Below are 26,863 nucleotides of genomic sequence, written 5' to 3'. Positions count from 1 at the left end.
TGGAATTAGAATGACTTTCTTCTTCTAATTGCAAATGGTAGTAAAGCTAAAACTAACCAGCCTAATGCACCACCAGCGCTTTTATCTTCAGCCGCATTCGCTTCTTCAGATTCCTCTTCAGCAGCGTATTCACAACTACCGTCATCGGTGTTAGCCGCTTTATTGTAGTTGTCGGCACTTGAGTCGGTACAACCCAGCTCAACACCATCTGAGCCCACAATGAGCTTGAAGCTGGTTGAGCTTGCATCACCAGAGTTAACTGAATCGCGTACCGTCACAGTTACTTCTGTTTCACCGTTAAAGTGTTTCTTAGGTTTCAAAGTAACCTTGCTACCAGAAACATTGCCATCAATCTCCACAGAGAAGTTCTCACCTGTCACTTCGATAATGTTACTAACTGCATTTTCATCAGAGTAGTAAACTTCGAAACTGACTTCTTCGTTCTCTTCAGTGAAGATATTGGCAATATCAGCCAGATTAATGTTACCAGTCACGTCCACTTGCAGTTCAAGCTGTTCAACATCTGAACCAACAAGGTGGTTTTCAACGACTAATGTTTGAGTTGTACCAGCCGCTTTTTCAGACACATAAGCATTAAACTTAAGATTAAATTGTGACTGCTCAGGACCGGTATAATCCATACAAACCACAAACTGATCGCTGATCACATCACCTAAGTTGTTATAGGCCACCGAATCACCTAAGTTGATATCGATAGGCATATCACCATCGACAATAATTCTGCCATCGGCAGCTTTAAAGCCAATAGTACCTTGATCGTCAACCATCTGCAGATTGTCGTAAGCAAACAGCATCTCATACTCACCTGGCTCATAGTTGATATTCGTACGCAGGAACATCTCAAAGTCCACCAGCTGACCAGGGGTTCTGCTACGCTCAACATTATCCCACTCAAGCACTAACCACTCACGTGAATAGGTATAAGTCGGAGTAATACCGGCATTTAAGTGATATTCACCATAGCCACCATCATAGCGCTGAGGAATAGCGTTATCACCCACCCAGTAAGGCGCGATCACATACTCAGGTACCATGTTATGCGCTTCAGGGAACTCAGTATGGAATGAAGGAATACGACGTGCCGAGTTAAAGCTCAACAGACCCGCAGGGCTCAATTTCAACGTATCTACATGGTATTTGTTGAAGAATGGGAAAGTAATATCTTCACTGGTGTTCATCAGCTCACTTAGCTTGTACTCGAAAGTATTACGATAATCACCTTCAACCCCTTCTAGCGTTCTCCAACCAAAGTTTTCCCTCAGCTCAAGATAACCCGGCGTTGGCGAGTTTGCCGTAGTTAATGAACACATAGGATCATTCTGGTTATTAGTGACCAAGTAATTACGAACCACGTCTTTAGTGGTTTCTTGAACCCCTTCCAATGACAAGCTGTTAGCTTCTAATACCGGCTCACCAGGAGTCGCATGAGATGCTACAACGCTGTCAGGAATGATCTGAATACCTTCAGGGAAATTCGCTTTTAAGGCAAAATCACGAGCACTCTCTTCGTTGTTCGCAATTACGCTCACTTCGAATTCAAGCACATCACCAGGCTTAGCATTTTGTTTGTTTACGCTAAAGTTAACATCCTTATCGATCTGATTAATGATCACAGGAACAAAACCTAAGTTGCCAGCATCATTGGCATTTGAACCAATATCGAAACCACCAAAATAGGTATCACCCACTTCCATTTCAGGTAGGTTATAAGCTAACTCTAGGTTGTACTCTTCATAACCTGGGATCTGTGCAGGCGCGCTAACGGTCAAATTACTATTATCAACATCCACTAAAGCCGTTGAAATCGTGATATCACGTCCTAGGTCAACTTCACCGGTAGAGATAGTCGCCAAGTTCATGTATACGGTGAAATAACGACCCGCATGAGGCTCGGTAATAGTACAGAAGTTAGCAATGCTGTAGTTGGTAGACATACATAGGGTTTCTTCCATAGATGGCAAACCATCACCATCAGAATCTTGTCCCATGAACACCAACACGCGATTGTATTCATCACCTACCACACTACCGGCTAACAGCTTAGCGCCCTCAGGCACATCGGTCCATTCGATGTGATTAGGGTTCACAGCACCATCTTCACCTTCAATCAAGTCGAAAGGATCTGCACCAGTGGTATCTGTATAAGTGTGAATCGTTTTGTTTTCACCTTTAACCAGACCAAAACTGCGTGATGTAAAATCGGTAATTTCAGCGGTGTTGAAAGGTCCAACGTTCAATGTAGAAGACTTACGATGCGCATTGATTTTTAGATAATCAGGTAAACCAGAATCGCCCGCATAAGTCCAAATTGGTAGCTCAAGCACAGGTGAACTAGGATTATCAGAAACCAGTCTCACTTGACCTTGGTTACCAGTCAAATCGGTATAAGTCGCCGCAGAAACGTTTTGTAGCGCTTTAGCAGTGATCACAATTGACTGAGTCTCACCCGCTTTCAGGCTGAAACTTTCAGGCTGAGCAGAGATCTCGAAATCACCAAACCAAGCTTCGGTATCAACAGTCCAGCTAGCATCTTCAGTCGCTGTAAAAGTACGCACGAAAGAACATTCTTTTGGACAGTCGTTATCAACCATGTACGCTGTGTTCAAATTCTTAGGATATCCACCTAAATTTGGATTCGCAGCAGCCATGTTGTCCATTGACTCATCAAGCACTAAGCCAACTTTATCAGCCAACTCTACATGCATACGACCGGCACCCGCATCATGTAAACCCGACAGCTCACCGTAATCGCTGTAGTTGTCCAAGTAACCCGCGTTAGTTAAGGTTTTTGATGCGGTCATCATCAATGCTGACTGTACTTGCATTGGAGTCCAGTAAGGATGAGATTGACGCAGAAGTGCCGCAGCACCCGCTACGTGAGGACTCGCCATCGAGGTACCTGATAGCGTCGCCCACTCACCAGAATAAGGGTTGCTAGTGAAAGGTTGATCGTCTGACGCTGCTGCAAAAATATCTACACCAGGAGCAGCAATATCGACAAACAGGGTATCGATACCAAAGTATGAAGGCCCACGACCAGAGAAGTTAGCTACACGCTCTTTATCTACATCCGATATCTCACCGGCACTCGCCGATAGTGTCCCCATGTGACCGGCACCAGAATTGACCCAAGTGCGTAACGTTTTACCATCAGTTGATGGGATCAAAGTACCTGGAATGGAGTATGGAATACCTGGAATATTGCTATCTTGGAACGAATAAAGGTTAGTGATCACCACACCTTCAGCACCACCAGCCTTAACGTTATCAGCCTTATAAATTAACGGCTTAGAGCTACGGCTACAGATAACAATAACATCCTGCTGACTTTCATCGATATCTGCCGTATCTGGATTGTCGGCAAGATCAAACGTACCAGCAGGGAATGGACTGTCACAGTTCTTAACGTTTGGCGCATAACTCTCATTAGGGTTAGCGAAATTTGTCGCATCGACAATCATCCCTGAAGCCGACTCAAATGATTTAGTTGCACCAACGATATCGCTAGGAGGTGTGGTATCACCACCTGACATCTGCTCAACACCATTGTCGGCAAAGGTCACGATTTGATCGGCTGTATGTGCCGCAACAGTGGTTACCCAAGGAGATGAGTGATCTGCAGACTGTAAATATGGACCAGAGTTACCCGCTGCTACCGCAACAAATACACCAGAAGCGGCTGCGTTGTAGAAAGCTTGCTCAATTGGCTCAAGCCAAGGATCTTCTTCAAGCCCACCTAAAGAGGCGTTGATTACATCAACATTATCGATAGCCGATTGCTCAACTGCGGCAATGATCGCTGAAGTTGGACAACCCGCATAAGGATCGCCAGAACCACCTGGCCAACATACTTGGTAAGCGATGATATTAGCATGAGGCGCCATACCCGAAACTTGTGGCAGTACCAGACCTGTTTCAATCCCTTTACCGTCTTTAGTGTTCTCAGAGATGACATGATTTACATCCATTAACACGTTACCTGCAACGGTACCTGCAACGTGAGAGCCATGGTTATTATAATCTTCACCAATCGCTGGACGGCTTTCGCTAAACACAGGATCACTATAGGCCTGAGTAATTTCAGGATAAGAGTACACCCCGATCAGCTTGTCGTTACAGTATTCAGGTGATGCTGCACAGTCACCCAAAAAGCTGCTACCGAGTGGATTGGTATGCTGATAGCCATCACCACCCACTGCAGCAAATGATGGATGGTCAGTATTAATACCGGTATCAATAATACCGACAACCATACCTTCACCCTTATTAGAACTGTTTAACGCACTGCCACTCCATACACTTGTCGCGCCAGTTTGGGTTGGTGTACTGAAGGTTTGTAACTCATACACTTTTTCACGAGTAATGCGCTTTACCCCAGGAATTTTAGCCAATCGAACGGCTTCCTCTTGGGTTAATTCGGTCACAAAACCGTTAAGTGCAACTGAATACTCGCGACCCACTTGTACGTTTAAACCCTGTAAAGCTTGAGCCTGTGAAACCACAGTCGCACGCTTTTGAGCCAAATAGCTGCTATAAGCTTTAATATCTGATTGGTTTAAGTTTAGCGGTGCTTTTGACAGACGGGCTTTAGACACAGTTTTTTGTGTCGAAGCCAAGCTCGCAATGCCACCGTTATAGGTCGAAATAGGTGCATCACTTAACTGTACAATGTACTTGTTAACACCACTAACATCATTTTCGGCAACGAAAATAGATTGTTGTTTCTTAATAGTCTTATTGACTTGGTTTTCCCAAGTATAAGTCTCTTGCGGTAAAGGTTGTGGAGCATAATCTGCCGGCGCTACAGTCCACTGAGAATCTTGGCTCCCAGCAGCCTTAACAGCATCTGTTGCAGCGGCACCACTGCCTACATATAAAGCGGCCGCAACCATGGTTGCGACCTTATTGAGTTTAAGCATTTTTTATCCTTATTGCTCTTAACGCTGTTACCTCTAGGTAACAAATTTAAAACATCAAAGATACTCCCCCAACCGCTTTAACCCGTCAATCAAATACACCAAAAGTGTACAAAATGCTACATCAAAAACAACGACTTACATAAAGATGCAACAATAAAACGTTAAGTTTTACTGTCAAAACATCGACACCGTAAAATCAAAATTTACAACAAAGCAACAAATGACGCTCAAATAACACCTGACTTTCAACTACTGAATTTCAACTAATTTATTCAGTTTTAAGCGGATAAATGTGCCACAGACAAGACGATTTAAACCTGCATTTTCCGACCGATTTCAAACCGAAAAAAGTTCGACAAACATGAGTCAAAATCTCGACAAAAATGTTGCAAGTTTCAAGACAAAAAAATGCCTGTCAGCGCTTAACTGACAGGCATTAAACCTTAAAGGTTCGCTTTAAATTAGGTTGCTATGACTTTTGTCAGTAGTCTAACTTTCAAACTTACCAGTTGTAGCTCAAGTTGGCCGTAATACGACGCGACTCACCATAGTAACAGATACCATAATCACAACCGGCTAAATACGCTTTATCAGCGAGGTTATTTAAGTTCACCTGCAGGTTTAACTTAGGAGTAAATGCATAACTCGCCATCGCATCCCATACGGTATAAGCCGGCACTTTATCATTGATAAAATAGGCATTATCGACGCTGGTTCCTGTGTAACGAACACCGGCACCAAGAGTTAAACCATCGATACCAACACCGGCCATATCATAATGAACCCAACCGCTCGCCATATGGTTAGGTACCATTGATTTACGAACATCATTAGCACCTGTACGAGCATCTAAATAGGTATAGTTGGCGGTAAACATCAGGTTATCGGTTGCTTGCACTTTACCTTCAAGTTCAACACCTTGAGTTGCAACCTTATCGGTTTGGCTACTGGTTAGCGCACCGTTGCTATCAATCGCACTCGACGTCGCGTTTTGCTGCTCTAAGTCAAACCATGCCAAGTTAATGTAACCGTCCATCCACTCTGGCTGATACTTAACACCTACTTCGTACTGGTTACTTTCAACGGGTTTATACAGCTTGTTAGTGATGTAATCTAAGCTGCTCATTACGTAGAAAGATTCTGAATAGCTGACATAAGGTGACAGACCGTTATCCGCCTTATACATCAAGCTTGAGTTCCATGAAAACTGGCCATCATCAATAGCATCTTCATACTGACCTTTGTTTTCAACTTCAAACCAGTCATAACGTGCACCAACATTGGCAATCCAACGCTCGTTCCAAATGGTATGAAATTGTGAGTACACGCCAATTTGCTGCTTAGTGATTTCGTTATCGTAAAGGCTTAGATCGGGCACGTTACCATAGGTGGGGTTTAACGCATCGACCGCACCTACCCACGCGCCACTACCATTACCAGCAAATTCGTTAGTGTGATGCTGAATATCCGCACCGACTAAGAAACGGTTTTCAAAATCACCCGTTTGCCATTCGGCTGTCGCGTTATTATCTAAGGTAAAGCTATCAACAGTACCGTCATTAATCAGGGTGTAACGGTTTAAGCTGTAATGATCTGCCGATGGATCCCAAGGCGAGCCATAGGCTGAAGTACTGCGCAGATACAGATCCGTATGGGCGTAGTTAGCATTCTGCTTTAAAGTCCAGGTATCGTTTAGATAATGTCTGAGTTGATAACCTACAGAAAATTGCGTCTTATCAAACTCGTCATCGCCCGGCTCACCATAGTTGGTTGAAGGGTCGATTGTCTCGCCGTTAGGCAAGTTATAACGCGTACCGTACATAGGGAAGAAACCATTTTGCGGTACACCTTCATCTTTTAAGAAACTGCTTAACAAGGTTAATGAAGTATCATCAGAGAAATCAATGCTGTAACTTGGGGCGATATAGATACGCTCATATTCGGTGCCATCAAGCTCACCGTCTTTCTGATCAGCCATCGCCACTAAACGATAACGCTGGCTACCATCTTCGTTAGCCCAACCAGAAATATCGGCCGCTAAGCCCACATAATCTTTGTTACCACCTGAAACAGTGACATTACCTTGAGGCTTATCGGTCGGTTTTTTCTGTACTGCGTTTACTAGACCACCTGGCATAGAATCACCGTATAATACCGATGAAGCGCCTTTTATCAATTCGACACGCTCTAAGCCATAAGGCTCAACAGTCCACGCAAAGAACCCCTCTTTATACAGGCGGTTACCATCTAACAACACGCTAGGCTCAAAGCCACGAATAAACATCCACTCGGCATCGTTATCGGCGCCATAAGGCGAGGTGTAACCTGCGCTGTAACGGAAAGTTTCATCTAACTTCTGTACATCACGCATCTGCATTTCGTCACGGTCGATAATATCAACCGACTGCGCTGTCTCAGCCATAGGTGCTGATTGCTTTAGCGCTGAAGCCGTGACAACGATGGTTTCCATCTCTTGTGTTTCATCCGTTACCTCTTCGGCAATTGCATTGGCCGCAAATGCCAGCGACATAGGTAACAAACTCAAGCTGAGCGCATAACGGATGGATTGGCCAAGTGTCGTTGGACGTGTAGCAACCATATTTTAAAACCCCTAAGAAAAAATACCTGAGAACTGTAAATCTCGTTATGGGCATAATGGTACTACTAAAGTAGATAAGTATAAATACAAATGAGAATGAATCTTAATAATATTTAATCAAGATCAAATTTTTGCAAATTGACACAAAGAAAGAGTGGTATTTGCTCACAAAAGTGGGATTGGCTGAACAACAAACAATAAAAGAAGCAAAGAAAATGACTTGCCTAGCAAAAAACTTATCACTTGGAACCTGAGTAAAAGTTTAAGCTAAGGCAATCCTTAAGAGTAATAACATAGAGGGCTGTCTCGGTAGGTGCCTAGATCACCTGCCTTGTATCAATCATCATGCCTACCCCTCCTAACCAACCACTAAAAAGGCGAACCATGCAGGTCCGCCTTTGCATCATGTGCCGCCGAAATCGTCTTTCACAATAATAGCATGATGCGATTAAGAACTATTGAGGCTGTCCCTCCACTGTAACCCCTAAACTTTGCAAAGTGGTGATTTGTCCCACATCGATAAGCGGTAACTGATCGATTCCAATCCAGTTTAACACTGGCTTCCAATCATCATTTTGATACAAGATATCCTGCTGCTGCCTCAAATTGATCAACGGCTGTAGATCAGTAACTGCTGTACCACTAAGATCTGCATTTTCCAGACGAGTTAATTGTTCTACCCCTGCTAGGTCATTAACAGCCGTGTAGCTCAAACTAATCCGAAAAACATCAGGTTGATGAGTAAAGATCAATTGCAGAAAACTATTATCAAATTGTGAATTATCTCCCTGACCTATATTGTCTAAAGTCAAAGCCGTCATTAAACTTCCAAAGTCGGCATAACTTAACTCACCATTAAAATCAAAACCTCGCAGAGCAGATATCTGGGTCAATATTGAAATATCACTGACTTGATTGGTTCCCAGGGCAATATAGTTAAAGTTACTCAATTGAGTTAGTGGTGTTAAATCACGCTCAACACTTCCCCATAAGGACAAACCTGTAAGCTGAGAAACTCCGCCCAATGGCAACAGATTATCAAGGGCATCATTACCGGCGATATCCATAAACTCGAGACGGGGAATTGCGGCTAATTGCTCCACATGACTATTGTCTAGACTTAAATCGATTACGGAGAGCTGGGTTAACCTAGGCAACTGTTGCAACGGCGATAGATCAGTAATTTGTGTGTTACTGAACAACAGCCAGAACAAGCCTGTAAGCTGGCCTATATCACTAATATCACTGATATTACGACCATCACAGTTCATGTGACTCAGTTGATGCACATAGGTCAAGCCAGCATTGGCAGCCTCGTCATTCACACACAACTGTAACTCTGGATCGTTAAAGCTTATGCTCGCTAACTCAATGTACGGCGCTATAGTACCGTCGAGACTAATTTGCTGTGGTAATTGATTAATTTGCTCGCTGTCATTAAGAGTCAAATTGTTGATACTGGCGTAAGTTAAGCTCGATAGATTCCCCAACATACCAATATCGGCAATCAAGGTATCGTTAATGTATAACTCTTCAAGCTGCTGCATACCATCAAGCTCACCAGCTAACTCCATAACGGGGTTATCGCTTAAATCCAGCTTTCTCAAACTGTCGAATACCCATAGCCCCCAAACGTTGTGAACACCACGGCTGCCGCACCAGAGCTCTTTAAGTTGGCCCGAAACCACCATACCCTGTGTCTGCTCAGCAATACATTGGCGAAGCTCAGGATCGTAAATATTGTTTAAGGCATCGGCGATTAACCAACCATAAGCCAGCTGGCCATACACTTCGACATTAAGGCTCCATAAGGCTTGCACCTGAGTATCCAGTGAGCCATCTGTGACCCCTAAATTATCGACACTAATATTATTTAACGGCGTTACTAGTTGACTATATCCACCATCGGTAAACAGCATCGACAGATCAGTGACGGGAGTATATTCCAGCCCAAGCCCTTCCAATGATGGATGTTTAGCAAGAATTTGAGTTAACAGTTCATTGGTTAAGTAATTATTGTAGGCAAGGGATAAATGACGTAATCCAGTAAGGTTAAGAACCACATTGTTAATGTCATCCTCCACCATATCACCATTAAGCCATAGCTGCTCTAAAGCATTTAATTGCAAGATGACACTCAAGTCTTGTACTTGATTGGTGCCGAGTGCTAATTGATTAAAGTTTGCCAAACCAACCAGAGCAGTTAAATCATAAACCCCTTCTCCCCAAATATGCAGGCTTTGCAGATTTGTCATGGTGGCTGCAGCTGAAATATCAGTCACCTGATTTCCACCTATACCAAAACCAGCAACCGATGGATGATTAGCAAACGCATTAAAATCGGCATCATCAAAGCCTGTCTCCCAAGCACTTACCCACTGTAAACTGCCAATGGCAGCCAAAGGAGTAAAATCACTGATACTTGGGTTGCCACTTAACTCCACTGAATCTAAATGGGTCAACTGACTGATATCACTGATATCACTGATAGCACGATAGGAACAATCAATATGGGTAAGTTGCTCGACATAACCGGCTGAGGAGTTTGCGGCATTCTCAGACACGCAGTTTTGTAACTCAGCATCGTATGATGCCATCGAAATCTGAGTCTAACCCCAGCTCAATGGTTTCATAAAAGGTCAGACGCGGCTTAATATTTTCTCTCCAGATGGGCGCTTCACCATAGTTCCAAGCATTATCGTTAAACTGTTCATACTCGAGCACATAAACTCGGTTACCCACAGCCTTGAGCGGCATCCAAGTACGCTGACGCAGTTCGCTACAGTTGAAATCAACCGGGTCACACTCGCTGTACCATATTTCATCTTGGAGATARCTGGTCATCACCACAGCATTATGCGCTCCCCACTCCCAGCGCCATCTATCCCAACCACTACCGTAATTGGCCAAATCCAGGTTGCCATCGTAGATGCGCGTGGCAACACCACCATCCTCTAAACGATAACCAAATACCGCCTCGGGCTTGATGTTACCTTGTTCATCATAGGCATCAGAATTGGTAACACTAAAGCTATTAACCGTTGCCTGATGGAACAATGGCGCTAAGATCGTGCTGCTATCATAGGCTATCGCTAAATCGTAAAAACTACTGGGCACACCGGCCTTATCCACCTCAACCAGCACTTCATCGATATCAACCAAGTCCTGATAACGGGTCAGGGTCACCACAGTGCCGTCCCCATAGGTCAGCACCAGTTTGCCATCACCATCGATTAACCAGTTAAAGTTCACCCCAAAGTTTAATGTGCTGCCATTAACGCCGCCCACATCAAAACTGGCCACATCTGCATCGACAGTATCACCTTGGTAAGCGACTGGCAGCCCCCATGACTGACTCGTAAGTTCCGCTGCATCGAAGGCAACCGTAGGCAATACCTCTCGGTCTTTAAGCACTAAGCCATCACTGTTTTCAACCGTAACAACCGATTGCTCTAGGCCGATAAGCTGCTCCTGCTCCCACTGCTCCATAAACTGATAATCTGTGGTCGTGGTTTGCCARAAACTCTGAGTGGTRGCCGTCTCTCCTGCCCATTGCCAACGGCGTTGAGTCACTTGGAACGTCAATCCAAGCTGATAAACCCCGTTGACGGCCACAAAGTTATCCGCGGCTTGCTGAGTGATGATCCCAAGCTCAACCAATTGTGCTGGGGTACTCCAGGTAATTTGCTCCACCGGATCGCTGATAAACATCTCCAGCACATCGGTATCAAAACTGAAGCTGAAATCAATCGGCCCCACACGGGTGATCTGCTGACCCACAAATTGCTCATTGTCGAACAGGTATTGGTCACCTTCGGTCACACCTAAACGGAAAGTCGGCTCANGATCGCTGATAAACATCTCCAGCACATCGGTATCAAAACTGAAGCTGAAATCAATCGGCCCCACACGGGTGATCTGCTGACCCACAAATTGCTCATTGTCGAACAGGTATTGGTCACCTTCGGTCACACCTAAACGGAAAGTCGGCTCARCGACTCGGCTAGGCAATAAATACAAATAGTTGGCTTTTAAGTCAGCACTGGTAAAGCTACGGGCGGCACCGATAAGTGGATCATTCGGCGCTAAATCACTGTTATCACCACTGCCATCTCCATCGCTGTCGACTTGCTCWGAAGGATCATCCGGGAAGGCATCGGCATTATCGCCTACGCCATCACCATCACTGTCGGCCTGCTCAGAAGGATCACTCGGGTAAGCATCGCCATTATCACCGACACCATCACCATCGCTGTCAACTTGCTCAAAAGGATCCTCTGGGAAGGCATCGGCATTATCGCCAACATCATCACCATCTGTGTCAACTTGCTCAGTTGGATCATCTGGGAAAGCATCGGCGTTATCACCAACACCATCACCATCGGTGTCAACTTGCTCAGTTGGATCCGTTGGGAACGCATCAGCATTATCACCTAAGCCATCACTGTCGGAGTCTAACCACTCGGCGGGATCATCAGGAAAAGCATCGACCTCATTTAATGCACCATCACCATCTTTATCACTATCACAAACATCACCAAAGGAATCACTATCGAAGTTATCTTGCGATGGATTTGCAATGTATGGGCAGTTATCTAAATTATTAGCAAGTCCGTCACCGTCGCTGTCTTTAGAAACTGTTGGGTCTAACGGCCATAGATCAACACGGTCAAAAACACCGTCAGCATCAGTATCTTTTAAGCCCGGATCGGTACCGATTGATGCTTCTTCAGCATCTGTAAGGCCATCGTTGTCATCATCTTGATCAGGGTTTGCTCCACCGTTATCGGCTAATCCATCACCATCAGTATCAATAAATTCCATACCAGGGATGGCGGCATTGGTATCATCGGGATCCTGACCAATTTGTTGGTTATTCTCATCAAGCACACTTATCCAGCCGTCATTATCACTGTCTGTTCCTTGACCAAAACTTTGCAAGGCAGGATTGTAAGGATAATCATCATCAGCGTTTAACACTCCATCACCATCATGATCAGGATTGGATTCGGCAGGTGTAAGTTGCACCTCGACATCAACAGGCACCGGAGTGGACAAAGGCTCTGTTGTCTCTTGCTCACTTTCTAGAACCGAGGTGACCTCCGCAACGGTTTTGCCATCTGGATCGTTGGGGATAGGCAGGCTCATAGGGTCTTGCTCTAGTACTGTTAACGACGCAGCGGGATAAGACAGTGATGAAGAACTACCCCCATTATTTGTAACGACCCCATCTATATCACCATCAGACAGATCGGCGCTGAGATCCAACAAGATCTCATTGGTATCGACCGAAGTATCAGCCGTCACTTGTTGCATCTCATAAACAATCGCCGTCAACGCTTCTGACGCACTGCGATAAGCTGATATAGCGGCTAAGTCTTGTGTAGTTGTTGAGCTGGTGACCAATGGCGGTGTATTGAAAATATCAATTGAGCTATCTAGCCCAAACCCGAATGTAGATTTAACAATGATTTGCGCCTCATCTAGCGCTATTAAAAAATCACTCTCAGACACAGGGGAGTAAACATCGTTAGCATCAGTGTTTTGAGTAACGACATTGTGAATGGCCAAATCCACAACCAGAGTTGTTAAAGGCGTCGCATACACTTGTTGGCCAGAATTCAACATCTCTTGAGTGAGCACAGTTTTCATCACAGTAATAACTGGCGTCAATCCGGTGGTAATGTCTACAGTTCCCTGTTGCAGTAATGAAATACCATCGGTATCCAGTACCTCCTCTCTGGAGCTAAACTCGGTGATATAAAGAGATTTTAATGGGAAAGGTAAGGCCAAATTAACAATTTTGGCTTGTTCGTTGGTTTCACCGCTGTGAAACACTGATGACACGATTTCATTGGTACTGCCATCAAATTCATAAGCGGTTACATTGGCATAAGCCATTGGGCCTTTAACCCCTCCGCCGGAAACCGCAGCAGATTGCGGTGCATCATCAATATCTCTATTGGCTTTAAATTTGATTTCTCGCGCCAAAATATCGCAAGACTCCAAAGAATCAATGCTGCCTTTTACAGCCTTAACTTCAACGTATGCACCAACTTGCAATAACGATTTTTCTCCCCCTTTAAACACCGTTACTTCATCGACACAGACAATGATATCATCAACAGTAAACTCGCCATCGGACACTACTTCAGCAATATTTCCTTTTAACTTGTTGTGTTCATTGTAGATATCTCCCTTATTACTAGAGTGAGATTTTTTAGCCGTTGCAGATTGACTTGCCGCTAACGCGTTAAAATTACTTAAATTAATGACAAAAAAGATAAAAAGAGTGCGTAGGGTGAATTGAATTGTAGCGCGTACCATAACCAGTCCTTGTATATATTACCGTGCGTCCTTACTGCATGTTCTCTGACTTCTTGGACAAAATTTTAATTAAAAATAGTCGATTTTAACGATAATTCCACTCAATTGTTTATTTTTCATACAAATAGTGGTAGGGGGAATTTAAACCATTATTTTTAAATTAATTATAATTTTTGAATTCGTGAAACATGATATAAACAAAAAAGCGAACCTTAAGGTTTAATGCCGATCAGTTAAGCAATTGACATTTGGCATAATAGGATCAAAATCCGATGATCACAGGTCATCGGATTAATGTGATGGTCCGCCTCCCTTCTCAGCGACTCTGCTGAGATTAGGCATAGACAGGGGGTAGACCCATAACGACTTAGACGTACTGCCACACTAAGGAATGCGGTTGAATGAACATGAGAAATATGTGAGTTATCTTCAGCATAAAAGCTTTGATTTATTATTGTTCTAAGCAGAAAATAACGTCTAATACATTCAGAAATATAGAAAAGGAACTCCACAAAGATGATGACCAAATGGGCAGTACGCTTTTTACAGATGGCCGAACTAGTAGCATCTTGGAGTAAAGACCCCTCTACCCAAGTTGGCGCGGTGATCACCGAAAACAATCGCATCGTTTCTTTAGGTTTTAACGGTTACCCTCACGGCATTTCGGATAGTGCCGAAACCGATGATCGCGAGATGAAACTACTTAAAACTTTACACGCCGAAGAGAATGCCATTCTGCATGCTAAGCGCGACCTCAGTAGTTGTGAGATTTGGGTAACCCATTTCCCCTGCCCTAACTGCGCCGCCAAGATTATCCAAACAGGACTTCGCGCCGTGCATAGCCCACAACCCAGTGAAGACTTCTTGTCACGCTGGGGTGAAAAGATAAAAGTCAGTGAGGATATGTTTGAGCAGGCAGGTGTCAAAGTCGATTGGATGCAGGTAGAGCAACAATAGTGGTTATTATTTACTAAAGTTGCTGTAAAACAGAAAGTTAGGGCTAATAGAATTAGCCCATTTTATCTAGATTAAGGATGACAAAAGTAATATCTTAACAGTGACCCCCTGTCGATTTACTACTCAATTTTCCCTTTCCCCATACAACTTAAGCCTTTTAGTTTTAGGCACCAAGCCAAGTAAGCACTTTATCTGTTGGTGGAATGCCACCAGAATGAACGAGCGCTTCATTAAGCACCACAGCTGGAGTAGACATCACGCCGTAGTCCATGAAGGTTTCTAAATCCATTACTTTCTCGACCGTGATATCGACGCCGTGCTCCAAAGCCAATTTCTCAATCAGCTTGGCGGTGTTTTCACATTTAGCGCAGCCTGAACCCAACACTTTAAATTGTTTCATTTATCTCTCCTAAAACTGCCAATATGGCAAATTAAAAACCCAGCCCATTAACGTAAACGCTATAAGCAGTAACCCAAAAAGTAATCCGAGTAGTCGCCATTGCATAACCTGTTTCAACATCACAAATTCAGGGATACTGGCCGCAACTGTGCTCATACAAAAAGCCAGTGTCGTACCAATAGGGAGTCCGTTGTTAAGCAAGCTTTCCATGATGGGGATGACCCCGGTAGCATTGGAATACAATGGAATACCCACCAGCACCGCACCAGGTACAGACCACCATTGCCCAGCCCCTAGATTGCCTTCGATCCAGCCATCGGGGACAAAACCATGTAAACCGGCACCAATACCAACACCTAAAAAAACCCATTTCCATACTCTGCCAACAATCTCAACCATCTCGCGCTTAGCAAAATGATGACGTTGTGCAAATGTGATTGCAGGATCGACAGTCTCTGTAACGGGTGGATTGAACTTACAACAGGATTTCGAATGAGATAAAGCTTTAGCCGCTAAGGGTTGTAACCAACGTTCCGCCTTAATGGAATCTAAAAACCAACCGCTGAGAACGCCAATTAACATCCCCACGGCGACATACATAAGGGTGAACTTCCAGCCCAGTAGACTAAACAGCAGCAAGATGGCAACTTCATTAATCAGAGGAGATGTGATCAGAAAAGCCATGGTGATCCCTAACGGAATACCCGCAGAGGTGAAGCCGAGAAAAATAGGAATACTTGAGCAAGAACAGAACGGCGTAATGGCACCAAAAAAACTGCCAGCGCCATATCCAAAAAAACGCTTTTTGCCTGCCAAATAATATCGAACTTTCTCAACATTAAGTGAAGCTCTAAAGAGTGCGATCACATAGATCATCAACACCAGGAGGAATAAAATTTTACTGGTGTCTTCAATAAAGAAATGCACCGCATCCGATAATTTGGTGCCATACACCAAGTCAAATAAGCGATAGGTTACCCAGTCGGAAAAATCAGTAAAAACCTCAAACATCTACATTCCCTACAGTCAAAATAGCAACAAATAAAACTTAAAAAACTTGTCGATAAATAAGACGTAAGGCAGCGGTAAAAGATGCACAAATTATCTAAAATAATTTTTAAAATATGAAATTAAGTGGGATTTAAGTTTCTCTATAGAAACAACAAACACGCTGCTGCTCATCGAATCTAACGTAACAATCTCTTTGTAAGATGACCTTTAACTTTCGGCGGGCTCGCTGAATGCGAGACTTAGTCGCGACCAAGCTTAGATTAGAGGCTTCGGCAAAGCTTTGTTGACTGATACCATGTAAGTCGCAACGAGTGATGATTTCTCTATCGCTTGAGGTTAATTTTGCCAAAGCCTTAGGTAAGCACTGAGCAAGGCTATCGACCACTGGCGGTTCTTCCTGCTCATCAAGATGGTTAACTTCAAAGGATGGCACTACCAGTTCTTTTTGCGACTTTCTCTTCACATCAATCAACAAGTTTTTGGCCACTTTATACAGCCATGCCTTCTGATTTTGAATATCACAAAACTGCTTTTTCTGCTTGAGAGCCTTCAAGAAAGTCTCTTGTAACAAGTCAAAACTTAACTCGGGATCGCCGCTTTGCTTCAAAAGCCAAGCATAAATTTCAGATTCTGATAGATGCCAGCTCTCTAACAAACATGGCATAACTGCAGGCTCATCCAATTTAGTCATCGTTTTTACTGTTCACTTTTATACTAGAGATCAGCGTTATAGTGGCACTCTTAAAAAAAGGTTTCTGTGCACTGAGCATCACTAACGCTATTAAACACTCTAGTAATAATATTCAATTGGGGTCAACTTTATAGCAGAACTTAAAACTAAGTGAGCAGGCTAACGGGCATCAACTCTGAGACTCTGGTAATCCCCTAGAACAATAATCCCCTAGAACAATAATCACTTTAGCAACACAGCACACCGATATACCTTAACCGTTTTTGCTCCACAGCTTGAGAAGTTGTCATTCAAAGAAAATGGATTGATATTTCTACAACTGATAAACAGAAGTTGATTTCTCAGCATCTGCAACCAATGCATCAATCACCGCTCTCTGCCTAGGCTTTAAATAACGAGAACGAGGCCATACCGCATGTATTGGCATTTCTGCGCCTGCATAATCATCAAGTACCGTAACTAAAGCATCTGTCGCCAGGTATTCATTGATTAACCAAGTGGGCAACTGGGATACCCCCATACCATCAAGAACAGCGGATAACATAGCATCGCCATCACTAAAACAATATCGCCCATGAACCACTTGCGAAAAGCTGTTGCCATCTGAATGTCGAAACAGCCAGGCTGGTTGACTACTCCGTTGTCCCCCAACAATACAGTCATGCTCAGTAAGCTCAGTGACTAATTTGGGGGTGCCTTTCTTTTTAAGGTAATCCGGACTGGCGCAAACGACGAGTCTTTGGCGTCCTAATCGACGGGCAATTAAATCGGCATCATCTTCCAAAGCCCCAATACGTACAACAAGATCCACACCTTCATCAACCAAGTTAATGCGCCTTTCACTGAATGAAACCGACAAATCCAAATTAGGAAACCGCTTAGTTAAATCAAGTAAAAGAGGCATAACATGCCTTCTCCCAAAGGCGGCAGGAAGGTGAACATTCAAACTTCCTGAAACCTGAATACTCCCCGCGACAACACCTTGTTCTAAACTGTCTATGTCATCCAGAATCGCAATCCAGCCATCAAAATAGCGTTGCCCCTCTGGTGTCGGGGTTAAATTACGCGTGGTACGGTGTAAAAGCTTCGTCCCTAGCTTGCTCTCTAATCTTGTCACACTTTTCCCAACTGCTGACCCAGTTAGTCCAAGACGCTCCCCCGCTGCCGTAAATGAACCGGTTCTTAATGTTTCAACATATTCAATCACACCGGAAAATTGCGTTTCGCTCAGCTTCATTGTGGAACCATAGGATGAAATAAGTGGAATTTAAACAGTATTATCATTTCTCAACAAGTCAATACAATATAGCCATTATGCCAAATAACCTGTTCTAGATTATGAATTGGAGATGCACCATGACTGACAACAAACGAATTAACGCCCTTCTTGACCGTGAAGAAATTCGCCAATTAAGAATACGCTACAGCCAACTTCTTGACCAAGGTCAGGCTGAAAAAATGGAGCAAGTGTTTACTGAAGATGCAGAAGTTAAAGTGACTGTTGGCTCAATGAAAGGTTTAGCAGCCATAAAGCAAGGCCTGAAGCAGGCTTACCATACATTCGACACCCAAAACCGTGCACACTTTCCTTTTGTGCATGCTATTACCAATCACGACATTAGCTTAATCGACGAAAACCACGCATCAGGTAGCTGCTATCTTTTAGACTTTGTAACCGACCGAGACCCATCCCAACATCCATTTTTACTCTTAGGTCACTACGTGGATCAGTACGTGCGTGTTCAGGGTGAATGGCGTATTTCAAACAGTGAATTAGACATTTTATGGCCCCAAGAGTCTCATTAACCGCCGTCAATGAACAATCAAAAATAAGCATGCTATGAATAAAAGTAAACAGCCATTACCCGCAAGTTTTAATCGTGTTTTTTCAGACAACAAACTGTCTATCGGATTATTAACACCTTTAGAAGCCTACCCAAACACCCCTTTCCCAACGCTTAAGGAGCACCTTAAAATTGCTCAGCAAGCAGAACAGGCAGGCTTTTCCAGTATCTGGGCTCGCGATGTACCTTTTTATGATCCTAATTTCGGCGATGCGGCACAAATAATCGACCCATTCGTCTATTGTGGATACCTAGCTGCGGTCACTAGCGAAATAACTCTAGGAACCGCCGGCATAGTGCTACCACTTCGCGATCCTATTTCGGTTGCAAAACAATCAGCTTCCGTTGACTTACTGACTAATGGGCGTTTTGTATTAGGCCTTTCCACTGGAGACCGTCCTGTTGAGTATCCTGCTTTCGGGATTGGTTTCGAGCAGCGAGCAGAGCGGTATCGTGAATCTGTTGATGTCGTCAAGCGTTTGCACAGCGAACCCTTTCCACAAATAGAAACAGAACATTTTGGTACTTTAAGCGGCAATCTCGATCTCCACCCAAAGCCTGTTCATGGTCGCCTACCTATGATGGCTGTTGGACGTTCTCGCCAACCTATCGAGTGGCTGGCGAAAAATGTCGACGCCTGGATATGGTCTGTTGATAACGAACAGGCCATTAAAGATATTATTGCAAACCTTAAAGCAGTTGCAGGAGATAGTCCCGTTCCTAAATACGGCTATGCGACCTTCTTCGATCTCGATAAGAATCCAGACGCCCCTTATCAACGTTTTTATAATGTGGTCAGAATAGGACGCAATACTCTTATAGAGCGTTTAATGAAACATAAAGAGCTAGGGGTACGCCATATCGCTCTCAACCTAAAGCCATCACGCAGACCAGCAGATGAAGTGATTGCCGAAATGGGTGAACATGTGCTTCCTGTGCTAAATGAAGGGTGAACCTAACTTATGTTCCTGACTAGCGCCGAATAACCCCATTGACTGAGTCTTTTGCCCCAAAGTGATGGGACAAAGTACTAAGAATACCTTTTTTGGCTTTACCGCTCGCCAACTAGAAACGGGGATTGAACAGATTAAAGTGAAACAAAACTTCGATTAATGCTAGCTATAACATAATTGTGTCGCGAGATTCGATCTGATGTCATATCCAAGCTTGATTGGCAAATGCATATGTGGACAGCTCTTTGGTAAGGCCTGAGACTTATCAGATGGCTCAAACTGGCGGAGCTGCCAAGCAAGAGAAGAAAGCCGTTGGAGTACAGCAAGATGCGGATAATAAGGGTGCCAAGGATGCCGCAGATAATACTGGTAAGGTGATGACAGGTGTATCTATAGTGACTGCGGGGCTGGAACAGACGAAGGATCTAGCATTATTAAATACTGCTGGAACCGGGACTGCATTAATGGCAACAGGTTCCACAGGAAATGCTTGGGCATTAAGCAAAAATGCAAAATCAAATTTAGTTGCAGCATCTTTAGACGGCTCTAAGCTAGCTTCCAAATTGGCACCAAAGGCCACTGCAGTTGGTCTGGCAGCTTCTGTGATATCTAATACCCTGAACGATGATGCTTCTGGCGCGGAAGCGTTTGTCAAGTCTGGCGTTGATGCTAGTATGGCGCTTGTTGGCTTGCGGGGCGCTGGAGTAGGTACAGCTCTATCGATTGGTTATGCGATAGTTGATGTTACATATCCAGGCGGATGGATACAGGCGAATAAAGATGCCAATAGAGGTATATCGCAATTTTCAAATGAAATTGATACACATAGTATTCAGAAAGGATGGCGAGAAGACCCTGTGAGTACAATGAAACAGATTTTTGGGGTGCCGGTGATTAAATTATGAAAACTTTTTTCTTTGACGACTTTCTAATTGGTGGGTGGGCATACACAAAACGGCAAGGTGCATCAGATGAGCGTGCTTGTAGTCTTGCCGTCGCTCAAGTAGACATATTTATCATGTTTACTCTCATTCCTTGGTTAGTTCTATTGCTAAAGTATTTGAAATTTGAGAGTGCAAATATTATGTACTTGCTCATTGGTTCTTTAGTTGTGTTGGATATTGTTTTTGAGGTTTATGTTAGCAAAAAAGGTCTTTTTAGAAATATAGATTTCCACAGTGAAGAAGTAAGCAGAAAGATCAAAAAGTGTACATATTTTTTTGTCTTTCTATTTTTCTATATGCCACTATCAACCTACATTACGTGGCCCATTATGAGGCAGCTCTAATTTCTATCAGCTCCATTTCCTTGGAGGCTTTTTCTTGCCTGATACTGGGCAATTTTGCCAGCGCTCTGGGCAGTCGTGACCAGTAGAACTGATCAGTGTTTGCCAGCAGGGCGGGCAGTTTGGTGCAGAGCCGCCAAGTTGTACATATCAAAGACACAGAAAGAATATTCCCCTCCTGAGCTTTTTTTTGGGCTCGAAGAAACTTTCCATGTTTCACCAGAAATCTCGCCAAGAGAAGCCAACGAATTACTAATTGATATTCGGGACGAAGCCGAAGCTTTGTTGAATGAATCTTGGATCGAATGGGATGGTAACAACTTCAGACGAGAATCAACGAATCGTGGAAACAAGATCAGAGAATCTTTGAAAACCCGGATTGATGAATTTGCAGCATGATAAAGATGTAGCGACTTCTCTTTCTTTTAGTCGTTAATGCAGCTTTAAAAAAGCTAAGCGACAGCAATCCGTTTTATAGATAGTAGCATGTTAAAAAGTCAAAATTAGAATGGGCTTAACTACCTGTAATAAATGGCTTTATTTTGCTCGCAAAGAGATCGTTAAACAGTTTCGCCATTCACTACTGACTTCTTCCGTTGGGTCTATCAACAACTCCAACGCACCTATTTACTGCCTAAATCCCCCTTAGCTAAGGCGCTCCATTACACCGCGGAGCGCGAAAGTCAGCTCAAGCTATTCACTTGTGTCCACTTTCCCTTTAAAGAGACAGCTCTAAAATAGAGTTTTCCAAACATTACCAGACGCATAAAAAAGGCGAACCAGCTCTGGTTCGCTTTTTCATTTTACTGACCTCAGAATTCAACTATCGGTTGCAAACTTTATTTTAGTTGCAAACTTAATTCCGATAGTTGCATTCTTTATTCGAGATCTACACTAAGTAGTCATTTATTTGTAATCATCAATCGGTGCACAAGAACACATGAGATTCCGGTCGCCGTAAACGTCATCAATACGGTTAACCGTTGGCCAGAACTTGTTTGCCTTAACCGCTGCACTTGGGAACACTGCTAATTCGCGGCTGTATGGACGTGAGTCGAACTCGCTATCCATGATATCCGCCATAGTATGTGGTGCGTTGTGCAGTGGGTTGTTGTCGGCTGGCCACTCACCAGATTCAACACGGGCGATTTCACCACGGATTGAGATCATAGCATCGATAAAACGATCCAGTTCCACTTTAGACTCAGATTCTGTTGGCTCAATCATCAGTGTACCCGCTACAGGGAAGCTCATGGTTGGTGCGTGGAAACCATAGTCGTTCAGACGCTTAGCGATATCCATTTCGGTTACGCCTGAAGCTTCTTTAAGTTGACGCAGGTCGATAATACATTCATGCGCTACACGGTCATTACGGCCTGTGTATAGCACTGGGTAATGAGCAGATAGCTTCTTCATCATGTAGTTAGCGTTCAATAGCGCCACTTGTGTCGATGTTCTTAAACCTTGATAACCCAAGAGTTTAATATACATCCAAGTGATAGGCAGAATGCTCGCACTACCGTAAGGTGCAGCTGATACTGCGCCGTTATTGTCTGATTCAAGACCATGTTTAACCACTGCGTGACCTGGTACGAATGGCGCAAGGTGTGCTTTAACACCGATTGGGCCCATACCTGGTCCACCGCCGCCATGTGGAATGGCGAAGGTCTTATGTAGGTTAAGGTGAGAAACGTCTGCACCAATAAAGCCAGGAGCCGTTAGCCCGACTTGCGCGTTCATGTTCGCGCCATCTAGGTAGACTTGACCGCCATGCTGATGAATAACATCACAAATTTCACGAACCGTTTCTTCGTATACGCCGTGAGTCGATGGATAAGTGATCATGATACAAGAAAGGTTTTCAGCCACTTCAGCCGCTTTCGCTTTCAAGTCTTCCATGTCTACGTTACCGGCTTTATCACACGCGGTGACAACCACTTTCATGCCCGCAAGTTGAGCAGAAGCGGGGTTAGTACCGTGAGCAGATTGTGGGATCAGACAGATGTTTCTGTGCGACTCGCCGCGAGACTCGTGGTATTTATTGATTGCTAGCAGACCTGCGTATTCGCCCTGTGCACCTGAGTTAGGTTGCATACACACGGCGTCATAACCTGTGATATCGACTAACCATGCAGATAATTGCTCAACGAGTTCAGCATAACCTTCAGCCTGATCTTGTGGGCAGAATGGGTGCATGTTGCCAAATTCTGGCCAGCTAACAGGCATCATTTCTGTTGCCGCGTTTAGCTTCATGGTGCAAGAACCCAATGAGATCATCGAATGGTTCAAGGCCAAATCTTTGTTTTCGAGACGTTTAATGTAGCGCATCATCTCAGTTTCGCTTTGGTAGCGATTAAAGGTTGGGTGAGTCAAAATGGCATCAGTACGTAGTAAGTCTGCTGCAATTGAATCACTGCCGTTAGCCATAATGTCGGCATCAATTGCTGCCACATCTAAACCATGACCTTCACCTAGAATCACATCAAATAGTTGCGCGATATCTTCACGAGTCGTTGGTTCGGCAATGCTTGCACCGAAAATACCATCGTTGTCGATACGTAGGTTTAGCTCGTTAGCTACTGCGCGTGCTTTAACCGCATCGGCGTCAGCCACTTTAAATGAAATGGTGTCAAACCAGGTGCTGTTGACTAACTCTACGCCTTTAGCCTTAAGACCCGTAGCTAAGATATCCGTTAGACGGTGGATGCGTGAAGCGATGGTTTTCAGACCTTGTGGGCCATGGAATACCGCGTAAAAAGATGCCATGTTGGCCAATAGCACCTGTGCAGTACAGATGTTTGAGTTGGCTTTTTCGCGACGAATATGTTGCTCACGAGTCTGCATTGCCATACGCAGTGCGCGGTTACCGCGAGTATCTTGTGATACACCGATAATACGGCCTGGTAATGAACGCTTATGCTCGTCACGAGACACGAAGAATGCGGCGTGTGGGCCACCAAATCCCATTGGCACACCGAAACGCTGGGCACTACCAAAAACCACATCTGCGCCCATAGAGCCGGGTGACTTAAGTAGAACCAGAGACATGATGTCAGTCGCTACAGTAACAACCGCTTTCTTTTCTTTTAGTGCGGCAAATAGCTCAGTGTAATCACTGACGGCACCATGACGGTTACCATACTGGAACATGGCACCAAACAGCTCATAGTTAACGGCATCGCTTGCTGGGCCAACGATGATTTCGAAACCAAAACACTCGGCGCGAGTTTTCACTACGTCAATCGTTTGTGGCAATACGTCATCGGCGATGAAGAAGATATTAGCCTTCTTCGCTTTAGATACACGCTTAGCCAGTGCCATTGCTTCGGCTGCTGCTGTCGCTTCATCGAGTAATGACGCAGAAGCCAAATCCAGACCAGTAAGGTCCATCGACATCTGTTGGAAGTTAAGGATAGCTTCAAGACGACCTTGAGCGATCTCTGGCTGATATGGAGTGTAAGCGGTGTACCAACCTGGATTTTCAAACACATTACGTTGGATAACGCTTGGCACTAATGTGCCGTGGTAACCCATACCGATATAGCTTTTGAAAACCTTGTTTTTATCGGCAATAGCGCGAATCGCTACCATACCTTCGGCTTCACCACATGCAGGACTCACTGCTAAGTCGCGGCCTAGACGAATCGACTCAGGAACGATCTGCTGTGTTAAATCTTCTAAAGATTCTGCACCAACGAAGTTCAGCATCTCTTGCTGCTCTGCGCTGTCCGGGCCCACGTGGCGACGGATAAATAGTTCGTGCTGCTCTAACTGAGTGAGAGTTTGTTGGGTCATGATAAACCTAGTTCCATATTTGCCAGTGACTCACCGATAAAGGGGCACTGAATTTGTTTTAATGTAAGGTATATAACGAACAAAGCCCCATGTCAGAGTGGCACGGGGCTTTGTTTACATCGACGCTTACTCTTCGTCGATAACTGCTTGATAGCCTTCGGCATCAAGCAGGCTGTCAATTTCTGACTCGTCAGAAGGCATCACGCGGAAGAACCAACCGTCGCCGTATGCATCGCTGTTTACGAGTTCTGGAGAGTCTTCTAATGATTCGTTAACGGCAATCACTTCGCCAGATAACGGTGCGTAAATATCAGAAGCGGCTTTTACTGACTCTGCTACTGCACAGTCATCGCCAGCACTCACGGTGTCGCCAACTTCTGGCAGCTCAACGAATACCATGTCACCTAAAAGCTCTTGGGCGTGTTCACTGATACCAACAGTGTATGAACCGTCAGCTTCTTTGCGAACCCACTCATGAGAAGAGGCGTATTTTAGTTCAGCTGGAATATTGCTCATTATTTTTGTTCCTTGTTCCGTAATACTCAAATTTACAAATCTGACAAAATCTTGATTGCTATCACATAAGCTAATTAGAAAGCTTGTTTACCATTGCGCACAAAGCTAGGTGCAATCACTTTAACAGGCACGCGCTTTTTACGCATCTCTACTTCTGCGACATCACCTACAGAATTTGGTACGCGCGCCATTGCAATAGAATAGCCTAAGGTTGGCGAGAATGTACCACTGGTAATTGTACCTTGTTGTTCAACACCATCTGCATCGGTAAAGAACACGTCCATACCAGGGCGAATTACACCTTTAGCTTCCATGATTAAGCCAACCAGCTTATCAGTGCCAGCCGCTTTTAGTTGGGTTAATGCTTCACGACCGATAAAGTCACGGTCTGTTGGCTCCCAAGCAATAGTCCAGCCCATGTTGGCCGCTAGCGGGTTAACGCTTTCGTCCATATCCAGACCGTATAGGTTCATGCCAGCTTCTAAACGAAGGGTGTCTCGAGCACCTAGGCCACATGGCTTAACGCCTGTGTCGAGTAATGCTTGCCATAATGCTTCTGCCTCAGCTTCAGGCACGATAATTTCGTAGCCAGCTTCACCGGTATAACCAGTAGTGGCAATAAATAGCGAACCCGCCTGAACACCGAAGAAAGGTTTCATGCCTTCTACTGCGGCATTTTGTTCGGCGTTAAAAACTTCGGCAGCTTTGTCTTTAGCGTTTGGACCTTGAACCGCGATCATCGCCAGTTCAGGACGCTCGGTGACAGTGACCTCGAAACCTTGCATCTGCTCGTTGATCCAAGCGAGATCTTTTTCGCGAGTCGCAGAGTTAACCACAACACGATAATGGGTATCATCAAGATAATAAGTGATTAGGTCGTCAATCACGCCCGCGTCATGGTTAAGCATACCGCCGTATAGGGCTTTACCAGCAACTTTGAGTTTGGCAACGTCGTTGGCCAACAACTTACGTAGAAAGTCACAAGCTTGAGTACCGGTCACATCCACTACTGTCATGTGAGACACGTCGAACATACCTGCGTCTTGACGTACTGCGTGATGTTCTTCGATTTGAGAGCCGTAGTTTAGCGGCATATCCCAACCGTGGAAGTCGACCATCTTGGCGTTAGATTCCAAGTGCTTGTTAAAGAGTACCGTTTTATTAGCCATTATTATCTCTTCTTTTTACCCTTATCGGGCTTGCCTGACGGCAACCACATTCTGAAGACTCAAAAAAGGCCGAAGCCAGTCTCTCCCTGATACGTTGTTATCTAATGCTGTTTGCCTTAGATAACAACAACTCAAATACACTTGAGTCAGCATGTGATTGCAAAGATGAATTTTTTGCACCGATTACACTGGTGCGGCGCATCAACACTATTGAGTGTGCCTATGAACGATGCATCGACAATATTAGTGTAAATATGAACAATGGTATCAAAATGCGGCGAAATTATACCTTGCGTCACAGTTTTGTATACAAAAGAATTTTCTAATCCGAACGACTCTCGGATTAGATTTCCTTATGCATAAAAGGTAATAATTT

16 protein-coding genes are annotated in these 26,863 nt (G+C 44.3%); 5 read left to right on the top strand and 11 right to left on the bottom strand.

The window, feature by feature from the left end; genetic code table 11:
• Positions 1 to 5: 5 nt before the first annotated feature.
• From L1D21_RS12100 to L1D21_RS12085, 4 genes are all read right to left on the bottom strand, one after another.
• Positions 6 to 4,940 (bottom strand): S8 family serine peptidase, encoded by a 4,935-nt coding sequence (locus tag L1D21_RS12100; RefSeq protein WP_239845507.1) that lies wholly within the window; start codon positions 4,938 to 4,940, stop codon positions 6 to 8.
• Between the two features lie 502 nt (positions 4,941 to 5,442).
• Positions 5,443 to 7,539: a TonB-dependent siderophore receptor gene (locus tag L1D21_RS12095; protein WP_239845506.1), complete on the bottom strand. Its 2,097-nt coding sequence runs from the start codon at positions 7,537 to 7,539 to the stop codon at positions 5,443 to 5,445.
• 455 nt (positions 7,540 to 7,994) lie between these two features.
• On the bottom strand, positions 7,995 to 10,136 hold the full coding sequence (locus L1D21_RS12090; protein WP_239845505.1) for a hypothetical protein: 2,142 nt from the start codon (positions 10,134 to 10,136) through the stop codon (positions 7,995 to 7,997).
• Positions 10,117 to 13,866 carry a DUF5666 domain-containing protein gene (locus tag L1D21_RS12085; protein WP_239845504.1) on the bottom strand — a complete coding sequence of 1,250 codons (3,750 nt, stop codon included), beginning with the start codon at positions 13,864 to 13,866 and terminating at the stop codon, positions 10,117 to 10,119. The genes L1D21_RS12090 and L1D21_RS12085 overlap by 20 nt, the downstream gene beginning before the upstream one ends.
• A 516-nt stretch (positions 13,867 to 14,382) precedes the next feature.
• Here L1D21_RS12085 and L1D21_RS12080 point away from each other — a divergent pair.
• On the top strand, positions 14,383 to 14,823 hold the full coding sequence (locus tag L1D21_RS12080; protein ID WP_239845503.1) for a cytidine/deoxycytidylate deaminase family protein: 441 nt from the start codon (positions 14,383 to 14,385) through the stop codon (positions 14,821 to 14,823).
• A gap of 163 nt (positions 14,824 to 14,986) precedes the next feature.
• On the opposite strand, the gene L1D21_RS12075 is transcribed toward L1D21_RS12080, so the two are convergent.
• From L1D21_RS12075 to L1D21_RS12060, 4 genes are all read right to left on the bottom strand, one after another.
• Positions 14,987 to 15,223, bottom strand: coding sequence for a thioredoxin family protein (locus L1D21_RS12075; RefSeq protein ID WP_239845501.1), 237 nt, complete (start codon positions 15,221 to 15,223; stop codon positions 14,987 to 14,989).
• 9 nt (positions 15,224 to 15,232) lie between these two features.
• Entirely contained in the window at positions 15,233 to 16,234 is a 1,002-nt protein-coding gene (locus L1D21_RS12070) for a permease (protein ID WP_239845499.1), read from the bottom strand.
• 130 nt (positions 16,235 to 16,364) lie between these two features.
• Complete coding sequence (locus L1D21_RS12065) at positions 16,365 to 16,925, bottom strand: sigma-70 family RNA polymerase sigma factor (protein ID WP_239845498.1); 561 nt, start codon at positions 16,923 to 16,925, stop codon at positions 16,365 to 16,367.
• A gap of 313 nt (positions 16,926 to 17,238) precedes the next feature.
• The gene (locus tag L1D21_RS12060) at positions 17,239 to 18,162 is read right to left on the bottom strand and encodes a LysR substrate-binding domain-containing protein (protein ID WP_239845497.1); all 924 of its coding nucleotides are present in this window, start codon (positions 18,160 to 18,162) and stop codon (positions 17,239 to 17,241) included.
• A 119-nt stretch (positions 18,163 to 18,281) separates the two neighbouring features.
• Here L1D21_RS12060 and L1D21_RS12055 point away from each other — a divergent pair, with 119 nt between their 5' ends.
• From L1D21_RS12055 to L1D21_RS12040, 4 genes are all read left to right on the top strand, one after another.
• Positions 18,282 to 18,731, top strand: coding sequence for a nuclear transport factor 2 family protein (locus L1D21_RS12055; RefSeq protein ID WP_239845496.1), 450 nt, complete (start codon positions 18,282 to 18,284; stop codon positions 18,729 to 18,731).
• Between the two features lie 34 nt (positions 18,732 to 18,765).
• Entirely contained in the window at positions 18,766 to 19,722 is a 957-nt protein-coding gene (locus L1D21_RS12050; RefSeq protein ID WP_239845495.1) for an LLM class oxidoreductase, read from the top strand.
• A gap of 269 nt (positions 19,723 to 19,991) precedes the next feature.
• On the top strand, positions 19,992 to 20,627 hold the full coding sequence (locus L1D21_RS12045) for a hypothetical protein (RefSeq protein ID WP_239845494.1): 636 nt from the start codon (positions 19,992 to 19,994) through the stop codon (positions 20,625 to 20,627).
• Positions 20,624 to 21,010, top strand: a complete 387-nt coding sequence (locus L1D21_RS12040; RefSeq protein WP_239845493.1) for a hypothetical protein — start codon at positions 20,624 to 20,626, stop codon at positions 21,008 to 21,010. Before L1D21_RS12045 ends, L1D21_RS12040 begins: the two co-directional genes overlap by 4 nt.
• Before the next feature lie 903 nt (positions 21,011 to 21,913).
• Here the strand turns inward: L1D21_RS12040 and gcvP are convergent.
• The 3 genes from gcvP to gcvT form a co-directional block, all read right to left on the bottom strand.
• Positions 21,914 to 24,802, bottom strand: a complete 2,889-nt coding sequence (gcvP, locus tag L1D21_RS12035) for an aminomethyl-transferring glycine dehydrogenase (RefSeq protein WP_239845492.1) — start codon at positions 24,800 to 24,802, stop codon at positions 21,914 to 21,916.
• A 126-nt stretch (positions 24,803 to 24,928) separates the two neighbouring features.
• A complete protein-coding gene (gene gcvH, locus L1D21_RS12030) occupies positions 24,929 to 25,318 on the bottom strand; it encodes a glycine cleavage system protein GcvH (protein WP_239845491.1) in 390 nt (129 codons plus the stop codon).
• 74 nt (positions 25,319 to 25,392) lie between these two features.
• Positions 25,393 to 26,487, bottom strand: a complete 1,095-nt coding sequence (gcvT, locus tag L1D21_RS12025; RefSeq protein WP_239845490.1) for a glycine cleavage system aminomethyltransferase GcvT — start codon at positions 26,485 to 26,487, stop codon at positions 25,393 to 25,395.
• Positions 26,488 to 26,863 lie beyond the last annotated feature (376 nt).

The organism is Shewanella sp. Isolate11 (assembly GCF_022398315.1).
Lineage (GTDB): Bacteria > Pseudomonadota > Gammaproteobacteria > Enterobacterales > Shewanellaceae > Shewanella.
This window is presented reverse-complemented; position numbering and strand designations above follow the sequence as displayed.

What these genes read in the sequence shown, in the direction of transcription:
- L1D21_RS12100 (WP_239845507.1), bottom strand. Translation starts at nt 4,940, where the DNA reads ATGCTTAAACTCAATAAGGTCGCAACCATGGTTGCGGCCGCTTTATAT.
- L1D21_RS12095 (WP_239845506.1), bottom strand. Translation starts at nt 7,539, where the DNA reads ATGGTTGCTACACGTCCAACGACACTTGGCCAATCCATCCGTTATGCG.
- L1D21_RS12090 (WP_239845505.1), bottom strand. Translation starts at nt 10,136, where the DNA reads ATGGCATCATACGATGCTGAGTTACAAAACTGCGTGTCTGAGAATGCC.
- L1D21_RS12080 (WP_239845503.1), top strand. Translation starts at nt 14,383, where the DNA reads ATGATGACCAAATGGGCAGTACGCTTTTTACAGATGGCCGAACTAGTA.
- L1D21_RS12075 (WP_239845501.1), bottom strand. Translation starts at nt 15,223, where the DNA reads ATGAAACAATTTAAAGTGTTGGGTTCAGGCTGCGCTAAATGTGAAAAC.
- L1D21_RS12070 (WP_239845499.1), bottom strand. Translation starts at nt 16,234, where the DNA reads ATGTTTGAGGTTTTTACTGATTTTTCCGACTGGGTAACCTATCGCTTA.
- L1D21_RS12065 (WP_239845498.1), bottom strand. Translation starts at nt 16,925, where the DNA reads ATGACTAAATTGGATGAGCCTGCAGTTATGCCATGTTTGTTAGAGAGC.
- L1D21_RS12060 (WP_239845497.1), bottom strand. Translation starts at nt 18,162, where the DNA reads ATGAAGCTGAGCGAAACGCAATTTTCCGGTGTGATTGAATATGTTGAA.
- L1D21_RS12055 (WP_239845496.1), top strand. Translation starts at nt 18,282, where the DNA reads ATGACTGACAACAAACGAATTAACGCCCTTCTTGACCGTGAAGAAATT.
- L1D21_RS12050 (WP_239845495.1), top strand. Translation starts at nt 18,766, where the DNA reads ATGAATAAAAGTAAACAGCCATTACCCGCAAGTTTTAATCGTGTTTTT.
- L1D21_RS12045 (WP_239845494.1), top strand. Translation starts at nt 19,992, where the DNA reads ATGGCTCAAACTGGCGGAGCTGCCAAGCAAGAGAAGAAAGCCGTTGGA.
- L1D21_RS12040 (WP_239845493.1), top strand. Translation starts at nt 20,624, where the DNA reads ATGAAAACTTTTTTCTTTGACGACTTTCTAATTGGTGGGTGGGCATAC.
- gcvP (WP_239845492.1), bottom strand. Translation starts at nt 24,802, where the DNA reads ATGACCCAACAAACTCTCACTCAGTTAGAGCAGCACGAACTATTTATC.
- gcvH (WP_239845491.1), bottom strand. Translation starts at nt 25,318, where the DNA reads ATGAGCAATATTCCAGCTGAACTAAAATACGCCTCTTCTCATGAGTGG.
- gcvT (WP_239845490.1), bottom strand. Translation starts at nt 26,487, where the DNA reads ATGGCTAATAAAACGGTACTCTTTAACAAGCACTTGGAATCTAACGCC.